6 protein-coding genes and 1 pseudogene are annotated in these 9662 nt (G+C 61.6%); 3 read left to right on the forward strand and 4 right to left on the reverse strand.

Annotation, left to right across the window (positions count from 1 at the left end; all coding sequences use genetic code 11):
• Nucleotides 1-175: 175 nt before the first annotated feature.
• The 3 genes from C469_RS09415 to C469_RS09425 all read right to left on the reverse strand — a co-directional run bounded on the left by C469_RS09415 (nt 176) and on the right by C469_RS09425 (nt 6268).
• Entirely contained in the window at nt 176-2413 is a 2238-nt protein-coding gene (locus C469_RS09415) for a PAS domain S-box protein (protein WP_008006023.1), read from the reverse strand.
• A gap of 401 nt (nt 2414-2814) precedes the next feature.
• Nucleotides 2815-4407, reverse strand: coding sequence for a bacterio-opsin activator domain-containing protein (locus C469_RS09420; RefSeq protein ID WP_008006025.1), 1593 nt, complete (start codon nt 4405-4407; stop codon nt 2815-2817).
• A 145-nt stretch (nt 4408-4552) separates the two neighbouring features.
• Nucleotides 4553-6268, reverse strand: coding sequence for a sensor histidine kinase (locus C469_RS09425; protein ID WP_206536631.1), 1716 nt, complete (start codon nt 6266-6268; stop codon nt 4553-4555).
• Between the two features lie 387 nt (nt 6269-6655).
• Between C469_RS09425 and C469_RS09430 the strand changes: the two genes are divergently transcribed.
• Nucleotides 6656-7375 (forward strand): hypothetical protein, encoded by a 720-nt coding sequence (locus tag C469_RS09430; RefSeq protein ID WP_008006028.1) that lies wholly within the window; start codon nt 6656-6658, stop codon nt 7373-7375.
• A gap of 146 nt (nt 7376-7521) precedes the next feature.
• Here the strand turns inward: C469_RS09430 and C469_RS17840 are convergent.
• Nucleotides 7522-8159 (reverse strand): annotated as a pseudogene (locus C469_RS17840) (IS6 family transposase).
• 106 nt (nt 8160-8265) lie between these two features.
• Between C469_RS17840 and C469_RS09435 the strand changes: the two are divergent.
• Nucleotides 8266-8679 carry a GlcG/HbpS family heme-binding protein gene (locus C469_RS09435; RefSeq protein ID WP_049911214.1) on the forward strand — a complete coding sequence of 138 codons (414 nt, stop codon included), beginning with the start codon at nt 8266-8268 and terminating at the stop codon, nt 8677-8679.
• A gap of 230 nt (nt 8680-8909) precedes the next feature.
• Nucleotides 8910-9662 (forward strand): propanediol/glycerol family dehydratase large subunit (locus tag C469_RS09440; RefSeq protein WP_222704962.1); only part of this gene is annotated, 753 nt, incomplete at its 3' end.

The following is a 9662-nucleotide window of genomic DNA, read 5'->3' on the forward strand; positions in this document are numbered from 1 at the left end:
GGAGTTGATCGAGCTCACGGTTCCGATCTCTAAAATTGTGATTTCTGGCTCTGTCGAAGTCCTCTCCTTCGGATAGCGCCTAGAACGGCCGGTCGATGAGGGCCGCGTATCGACGACGGGATGTCATACCAGTTCAGAACGCGTTCTGAGAGCGGTACAAGAGACCACGAACGTGTCACGTGACGTCGCTGCCGGTGATTTCGAACCGTGCCCCACCGCTCTCCGAGTCAGTCACTCGAATGCTCCACCCGTGGGCGTCAACGATCTCTTTCACAATTGCGAGCCCGAACCCGGTTCCGTTCTGTAACGTCGAGTACCCGCTCTCGAACGCCTTCGTTCGGTCGCCCTCAGGGATCCCTGGTCCGTCATCTTCAATGTAGAACCCGCCGTCAAGCGTGCCCACAGTCACCGTACTATCGTCCTTTCCGTGGTCGAACACGTTCCGAATGAGGTTCTCGAAGAGCTGTTTCAGCCGACTTCGATCGGCTTGGATCTCTATCGTCGGATCGACTTCAACGTGGAGTGTTCCGTTTCGTACCTCAACTCCGTTCCAACACTCTTCGACGAGCGAAGCGAGTGACACTGCCTCAGTCTCGTCTATCGTCGTCCCCGAACGAGCCAACGACAGTAGATCGTCAATGAGTGTGTTCATCCGCTCGACCGCATGGTAACACCGTTCAAAGTCGTCTCGATCGCCGGTCTCTTCGGCGAGTTGCAGTGACCCCTCAAGCACGTTCAAGGGGTTTCGAAGGTCATGCGAGACGAGAGACGCGAACTGCTCTAACTTCTCGTTCTGCCTTCGGAGACGGACATTCGTGTGTCGGCGTTGGAGTTCGTAGCTGACCCAGCGACTCATGAGGTCGACGAGCGTTACTTCCCACTCGGAGAACTGTCCCGCTCGGGGTTCAGTATCGTAGAAACAGAACGTCCCGTACACATCGTTATCGGTGAAGACGGGAGCGCCCAGATAACACGAGATCCCCCACTCGGTGTAGCCCGCGCGATCCGTCTCCTCAGGTGCATCTCGTACGACGTCACCGAGAACGAGTGTTCGTTCCGTACTCGCCGCAATCTCGCAGTTCGTCGCGGAGAGGGGAACGACGTTGCCGGCTTGGATACGGTCGTCGTCAGCGGCGACGATCTCGAACGTGTACTCGTCACCCAGGATTTCCGAGAGCGTCCCGTACGCGACGTCGAGTTCTCGTCTGCCTAACTCAAGCAGCGCCCTCACCTGCTCTTCGAAGGGTTGGTCGCGGTTCGAGATGATGTTGTACATCTCCCTGAGAACGTCCTCTCTGTTGTCTCGATCCGTCACGTCACGAAGTACGGAGAGGTGCTCTCCGGCGACGATGTTCGCCGTCGCGGCGTATTCGATGACTCGCGTTTCGCCGTCGTCACGGAGTATCTGGAGCATCCCTCGGTCGGTGGTAGTATCCTCGAACTGTCGCCAAGCCCCCGCGAAGTCGTACTCTTCCGGAATGAACTCCTCTATCGATCGGCCGAGGAGCTCCTCTTTTTCGAGCCCGAACAGCTCACAGGCGCTCTGATTCGCTTCGATATACCTCCCCTCGTCGTCTGCAACGACGATCGCGTCGAAGGCGCCCTGGAACGACGCTTCGTATCGTTCCTGTTGGCGAATGTGTTCCTCCTGTTGTGAGAGATCGCGGACGATCGCAACGACACCAGTGTTACCCTCCCACGTCACGTGTCGGGCGGTGACTTCGACGGGGATCTCCGTGCCCTCGAGCGTCAGTAGCGTCCTCGGAATGTGATCCGTATGTCGTTCTCTGGATTCAACCGCCTCTAATTGTCTGTTCACGTCGTCGCGGTAATTCGGGTGAATGAATTCACCGACTTGCCGCCCAAGCAGCTCAGACCTATCGGACACATCATAGAGGGACACAGCGGCAGCGTTAGCGTAGACGAATTCGTTATCGACGCTGACGACAATCGCGTCGGGGGAGGCCTCCAGAATAGTCTCGGCCCTGGTCTCAATTTCCTGTTTTTGAACGCGAACTCGGTGTCTGCTGACGACATTCCGTATCCGTTGGCCGAGCACAGCGTACTGCTCACTTCCAGATTCTTTCTGCATATACTCGCTCACTCCCGCCGATATCGCGTCACTAGCGATCTCTTCGGATCCGCGACCGGTAAACAAGATAAACGGAAGGTCCGGATCCGTCGTGCGGACCGCTTCGAGAAACGCGAGGCCGTCCGTCCCCGGCATATCGTGGTCACTGACAATACAGTCAACGCGGTTCTCTGCAAGGAAGTCAAGTCCCTCTTGAGCGCTTTCGACCGCAGTTGCGGAGAACCGGTCATCGAATCGTTCTAAAAACGTTGCAGTCAGATCAGCGAGGCCGGGCTCGTCATCAACGCAGAGTACAGAAATTGACCCGGCATCGAGACTCATATTTGTTTTAAGCGTCGATCAAATAAAAGTATTAATAAAAACGCTCTGTGACACGCCTGCTCTGTGTTGACTGCGACCGAGACAATATCTCACGTTCTGAATATCCACGTAGATCCAACAACGCTATCCTGTTGGTTGCGGCTAGTCGGCTTCAGCGGCGTCTGTCTCAGCCCGTCTATGTCGTTCACCGATCTCGTCGAGGTCGTCAAGCGATTCCCGGGAAATCACGACGCTGATCGTTGGAATACGCTCGTGTTCGTAAAATACACCGTCAGCGTATCGCCCAGCACCGAATTCACTCTATCCACGAGAGTATCAGTCGCGATACCGTGGTCGGGTTCTGCCGAACGGCTCACCGGAGCACCGGTACGATCCGCACTGAAGCCATCAGTAGAGACACGTCACCGGTGAATCTCGGCCGCGAACAGCTTCCGTTGTGCGGCGCGCAGGTGCTGGGTGAACGTCGCCCGCGAAATGTCGAGCGCGTCGGCGAGCTCGCCGGTGTTGTTGTGCCGCGGTCGCTCGAAGTACCCCGCTTCGACGGCGAGTTCGAGCACCTGTCGCTGCCGGTCGGTCAGGGCTTCGATCGCTTCGGTCTCCGACGTAGCGGACTCGTCGGTGGTCCAGAGCGTCGTCACCGACCCCTCGTCACAGAGTTCGGAGAGGGCGTCGACACACTGCTGGACGGTTGCCTCACCGCCGAGGACGGCCGAGAGGCGCGCGCGTCCGCCGACGACGACGGTCTCGGATAACGAGACCCCCGCGTCGACGAGCCGCGTTTCCGGAACCGGCGATTCGGCGACGATCCCACAGTGGACGCCGTCGTCAGTACGGTAGCAGTCGACCGAGACGACGGCATCGGTAGCGTCAACCGCCTCCGAGAGGTCGGCTTCCGTGACGCCCTCGGCGGTCGTCACGTAGAGCACGTGGTCGTCGTTTCGAGGGATGACCGTCGCCGTCCGGAGCGTCGACCCGGCCGGGAGTGCCGCCGCGAGCGCGAGCAGCGGGTGGCACTCGTCAGTGAGCGTGAACTCGACGGTCGCGGCGGCAGACGAGAGGAGCGTCCGCTTCCAGGCGGTCGTCTGGAAGACGTAGCCGACCGTCTCCGCGTACTCGCCGAGCAACGCTCGCTCGCGGTCGCCGATCTGTGGCGTCCGGCCGTAGACCGTCAACACGCCGAAGTAGACCCCGTGGTGGCTGATCGGGAGCGCGGCTACCGATCGAACGCCGTGGTCGACGGCGATCTGCGTCCAGTCGGCCGGTTCGATTTCGTTCCGCTCGTCCGGTGGCAGCGAATCGAAAACGGGCTCCGTTTCGAGGAGCGCGCGGAAGGTTGGTTCGGTACAGTCGGCCGGCCGCGTCCCGGGTGCGATCGCTGCTTCGAGATAGTCGGTGTCGCCGGCCGTCGACAGCGGAACGATGCCGCGGTCGTCGTCGAGCACGGCGATCCACGCACAGGCGTAGCCGTCGTCGACGAGCTGTTCGCAGACGTTCCCGCCGAGTTCCGACCGCGTGGACGAGGCGGTCACGATGTCGAGAAGCGCCTCCTTGTGCCGGCGCTCGCGGGCCAGCGCCCGACGAGTCCGGTCCGCCGTCACCACTGAGACGATCCGCCGGGCGAGCCGCGTCGGTTGCCGGCTGAGGTGCAGCTTCGGGATGTAGTCGGTCACGCGCTGCCCGATCGCGTCGCTGGCGACCGCTTCGTCGCCCTCGCCGGTCACCAAGATGAACGGCACCTCGGGGTTCTCGGCGCGCACCTCGGCCAGCAGGTCGAGGCCCGTGCCGTCGCCGAGCTGGTGGTCACAGACGATACAGTCGGGCGTCTCCCCGCGGAGCGCGTCTGTGGCCGCCGCGAAACTGGTCGCCGTCGAGACGCCGATCTCGCCGGTGGAGCGTTCGAGCAGTCGGCGCTGCGTGCGGACCCAGGTCTTCTCGTCGTCGATCAACAGCACCGATATCGGCCGGATCGGCGGTGTCGAGCCCGATTCGCTCACGATAACACGCTCACGGCTCACTCGCGCGTCGCCTGCGACCGCGGCCGGATGGGAGTCTTCGTGGCCGGTTCATGCTGCTCCGTGGTCTGCAACCGTCTTAAAAGGGATACCACCGCATGGAGGTATCCTCGTCTCGTCGCCCGCCTCAAGGTGTGCGCGGCCGGGTTTCGACGTCGAAGCGCACGCCGCCGTCGGAGCCGTCAGTGAGCGACAGCGACCAGCCGTGGGCCTCGACGATCGTCCGGACGATCGCCAGCCCGTAGCCCGACCCGCTACCGGTGGAGACGCCGAAGGCCAGCATATCCTCCCGCCGAGCGGCGGGGATGCCGGGTCCGTCGTCTTCGAGGTAGAAGCCCGACCCCGCCCGGAGCAGACCGACCCGGACGGTCGTCGCCCCGTCGGCCCCGTCGACCCCGTGGTCGACCGCGTTCTGAAAGAGGTTCTCGAACGCCTGCTGAAGGCGGTTGGCGTCCGCTTGGAACGTGCGGGTCGACTCGACGACGAGCCGGAGGTCGCCCGTCTCGACGACGTTCCACGCGGCTCGGGCCGTCGTTTCGAGGTCGCAGTCGGTCGGCGCCTCCACGTCCGTGCTCTCGCGGGCGAGCGCGGGCAGTCCCTCGGCGAACTCGCGGAGCCGACCGTGGACGGTGTCGAGGTCCGCCAGCGACCGGCGGATCTCCGACTGCGAGGGGTCCAGATCCGTCTTCATGAGGTAGACGAGCCCCTCCGCGGTCGCCAACGGCGTCGACAGGTCGTGCGAGACGACGCCGGCGAGGCGTTCGAGCTGTTCGTTTTTCGCTTCGAGGCTCTCCTGTTGGCGCTTCTGGACCGTGATGTCGGTCAGCGAGAGGATACGACCGCGAGGGTCCGTTTCGCCCCTCGAGCCGGTCCCTCGGAGCCGACCGAGATACTGGCGCGGGGTTCCGTCGACCTCGATCGCGCACTCCATCGCGGTGTCGAGACCGGAGTGGAGGGCACCGTCTTCGAGCAGCGCTTCCGGAAGGAACTCGGTGATATCGGCTTCTACGACGGGGCCGGTGGCGTCGACCAACTCGCGTGCGGCCCGGTTCGCGTCGAGAACCCTGTTCGACGTGGTGACGACGAACACCGGGTCGTCGAGGGTGTGAAAGACGCGTTCGTGAGCGACCGGGACGAACCCGGCCAGCTCGGCGCGCTGGACGATCACCGCCAGCGGGATACCGGTAATGACGAAGACGACGGGCGTGAGGTCCGCCGTCGGAATCGGCTGCACTCCCAGATGGAACAGGCCGTTGGCGAGCCACGGCGCGCTCAGACAGGCCAGAAGCACCAGCGACTGGCGTCTGTACAGTCGGTTGTTCGTGACGGTCTCGCCGACGATAAGGCCCGTCCCGACCAGGAGCAGCCCGTAGGAGTAGACGACGTTGATCCGGTGGCCGATCGCGGGCGGCGTTTCGAGTAGGGAGACGCCGTCGACGGTCCGGACGACCGTTTCCGTATAAAAATACGAGTGGCTCCCGGCGGTCCAGACGAGCGCGAGAACGCCGGCGGGGACGACCGACAGCAGGACGAGCCGCCGTCGCGAGAGCCACGCCCCGCGGTCGGTGTACCGGAGGGCGAACGCGAACCAGACGATCGGCGCGGTGACGACGGAGAGGTACGACAGCTGGATGAAGCCGAGCAGCCACACCTCGGTCGACGACGCCAGGTAGCCGACGTAGGCGGCCGCCCAGAATCCGATGACGAGCAGGAACAGCCCGAAGGCGAACGCGGGCTTCCGGCGGTCGTATCTGACCAGGAGCGCGACCGCCAGCAGCCCGCCGACGAGCGCGGATCCCGAGTAGGCGACCAGCCCGGCGACGTACATGAGTCTGTGGCACACTTACGCACCGACCGGTACCACTCTGTCGATCCCGGTCACGCGGAGTTCGATGCCTGAACTGATTGACGGGAGACAGGTAAACAGGCGATCCGCCGACGTCCTCCGTGTGGAGTATTCGGATCGTACCGTCGTTTTATATGTGATTCCCGCGGTTACATGGGATATGGCCCTCCTCAACCACCTCCGAGAAATCCCGCGGCCCTTCCGCGGGCGACCGATACGGTCCGCCCCAATACCGATCGCCGCCACTCAAACCCCACTGCCGTTCTTCGCGGCGCTCGATCCGGTGATTTCGCTCGCGAGAACGGATGCGGAATCGTCCCGATCGGGCGCAACGACGGCCGATCGTTGTTCCAACGGGTTCGGTGCCCCGCACCGCCCACAGTGATGCTGTACACGGCTGCCGGAATCGGCTTCATCGCTCTCGGTCTTGCGATCGGCTGGTACGGGCTCCGGCCGCTCGCGGTCGTTCCGAGCGTCCTCCGTGCCACCGTTCAGGATCCGAGCGAGGTGACGGACACCGGCTCCTTCGTCGCGTGCCGCGGCGTCGCGAACGAATCGAGCGAGAGCGTTACGGCTCCGTTCACGGGGTCTCGGTGTCTCGGCTTCGAGTTCGAGGTCACCGAACGACACCCGTTCGGGATCGGGGTCCCGTGGTTTCAGGCCCATCTCGACGACGGGGTGGCGACGCGTCCGTTCACCCTCGACGGTCCGGCCGGGGCTCTCGACGTCGTCCCGTCCGCCAAGCGGTTCGCGCTCGATACGGAATCGACGATCATCACCGTCGGTGCCAGCGAGACGCCGCCCGAGCGTATCCAACGGTTCGTCGACGTGCGAGACCAACTCGACCCCGTTGCGAGATGGGTTCGGATTATCCCGGGGCTCGGCGCGCGGCGCTACGTCGAACGTCGGATCGATCTCGGCGATGAGTATCTCGTCGCGGGAGTCACGGAACGCCGGCAGGACGAGGTCGTCCTCGCGGGTGATCTCGTCATCACCGATCGCTCCCCGGGACGGTTCGCGTTCGCACGGGTCCGGAAAGCGGTATTTCCGACGGTGATCGCGTTGGCTTTCGTCGCTGTCGGCGTCGGAGGCGTCGTCTTGTGACCGACCGCGGTGCGAAACTGATTATCCGTCCCGCACAGTGACGCGAGACACAGTCGCCATCGAGACGCGTGGGCTACCGAACCGATTCGAGCGCAAGTCCCGCCGACGGGCTCGGCCTCACCGTCGACCGCGGTTCAGCGGTCGCGTTACGTTCGGCGTGAGTTGTGGTCGACGGCGACGGCTTCGAGCAAATCTCGAACTGGTTTCAGCGCGACAGTGGTAAAACCGTTATCGAACAGTGATATTCGACGTTCTGACTCCTGAAAGACACGTTCGATAGCAGTCCGATTTCCGTGTCGACTGATTTGAAATCGATACTCGTCTCCGGCAGGAACTGATACGAGATCGTCTGCGTCATCGATGAGAAATGTTACGGTATCGAGCTGGTAGCCCCGATGTCGTCCGGTCAGAAACACCGCGATATTTGTTTATTCGCGGCCGGGAAGAGAATTATGTGGAGAATTCCGTTCGGATACGGATCAACTGCGCCGTACAGCCGGAACCTCTGGCCGTGGAGTCGGAGCATCTGTTCGTCAACCACAAGTTGACCCTCGAAGGCGGTCGAGATCGGCTGTAGCTCGGCGTTATGAACCCAACTGAGGATAGCGACGCGACTCCGATTAATTCCGCATTCCTCGAGAAATTTACTTACCTCGCGTAGTGACATACCAGCCAAGTGACAGCGGACCCATACTTCAATCGCCCAGAGCGGCGTTCGATCTCGCTCCACATACGACAAGTCAATCCATGCGATACGTTCGCTGAGGCGGGTGAAATCCGTCATAGCCACCCAGAGCTCGTCTGCCTCGTTCTCGAACTTACCGCGATCCTGGATCGAACCATAATTTTAATATACACGATAAATATCCCATATACGGAGTAACTCTAGTATGACAGAAGTAACGTTAGACGTAGCCAAGGAGCTAATCGCAGCCGCAGAAGGGAAAGCCGAAGAGGTCGGTGTCCCGATGTGTATTGCGGTGATGGACGATGGTGCAAACCTCGTTGGGTTCCACCGAATGGACGATGCGCTCATCGCGAGCATCGATATTTCGCAGAACAAGGCCTATTCGGCGGTCTCATTGAAACTGGACACTGAGACGATTCAGGAGGTTTCACAGCCGGGCGAATCGCTGTACGGACTCGGGAATACGAACGACGGCCGGATCATCACGTTTGGTGGTGGATTCCCACTCGAAGACGACGACGGGAACGTCATCGGGGGTATCGGTGTCTCCGGCGGCAGTGCCAAAGAGGACATGGAAGTCGCCCAGGCCGGCGTCGACGCGTTCGATTCCCTCTGACTGCGGTGGGTGTCGTCCCATCGACCACGCGTTTTTTCGCATCGATCCGTCGAGCCGTCTGGTCGTTCGGTACGCTCCAATAGTGAAAATTTGTTTGAGTTAGGCCCATTTTTGTTTAATCCGGCGTATTTGAACCCAATTGAAGTTGTGTTAATTAATATTTCTCTGGGTTTTTTGGTAACAATAACCGTGAAATTATATACGGCCTGGTTCTCAACTGAATAACTGTAATGTCAAAAGATGACGGATCTATAGCCGACGGTTCCGGTGAGGTCGAAGAGACAACACCGAAACGGTCCAAGCGATTCGAGAAACTGGACTCCCGAGAGGTGACCAAAGACGGGTTCGTGAACGAGTGGCCTGAAGTCGGGTTCGTAGCCATGGAGAGCCCGAACGACCCTGATCCGAGCGTCACGGTCGAGGGCGGCCAGATCGTGGAGATGGACGGGAAAGAACGAGACGAGTTCGACTTCATCGACCGGTTCATCGCCGACTACGCACTCAATGTCGAGAAAGCCGAGGAGGCGATGGCAGTCGACTCCGAGGAGTTCGCACGCAACCTCGTCGACATCAACGTGTCGAGGGAGGAGATCGTCGAACTGTCGACGGCCATGACCCCCGCCAAGCTGGTCGATGTCGTCAATAAACTCGACACGGCCGAGATCATCATGGCGATGAAGAAAATGCGGACCCGCCAGACACCGGGTAACCAGTGCCACGTGACGAGCGTCGAGGACAACGTGGCACAGATCGCTGCCGACGGCGCGGAAGCCGCACTTCGCGGTTTCTACGAGGCGGAGAACACGGTCGGTGTCGCGCGGATGGCGCCGCTGACCGCACTCGCACAGCAGATCGGGACCCAGACCGGTCGTGGTGGCGTCATCACGCAGTGTGCCGTCGAAGAGGCGACTGAACTGGAGCTCGGAATGCGCGGACTGACCGGGTACGCCGAGACCGTCTCGGTCTACGGCACGGAAGACGTG

The sequence above is a fragment of the Halorubrum lipolyticum DSM 21995 genome (assembly GCF_000337375.1).
Lineage (GTDB): Archaea > Halobacteriota > Halobacteria > Halobacteriales > Haloferacaceae > Halorubrum > Halorubrum lipolyticum.

Bases quoted from the DNA above. Each gene is read 5' to 3' on its own strand.
- C469_RS09435 (WP_049911214.1), top strand. From the start codon at position 8,266: ATGACAGAAGTAACGTTAGACGTAGCCAAGGAGCTAATCGCAGCCGCA.
- C469_RS09430 (WP_008006028.1), top strand. From the start codon at position 6,656: ATGCTGTACACGGCTGCCGGAATCGGCTTCATCGCTCTCGGTCTTGCG.
- C469_RS09415 (WP_008006023.1), bottom strand. From the start codon at position 2,413: ATGAGTCTCGATGCCGGGTCAATTTCTGTACTCTGCGTTGATGACGAG.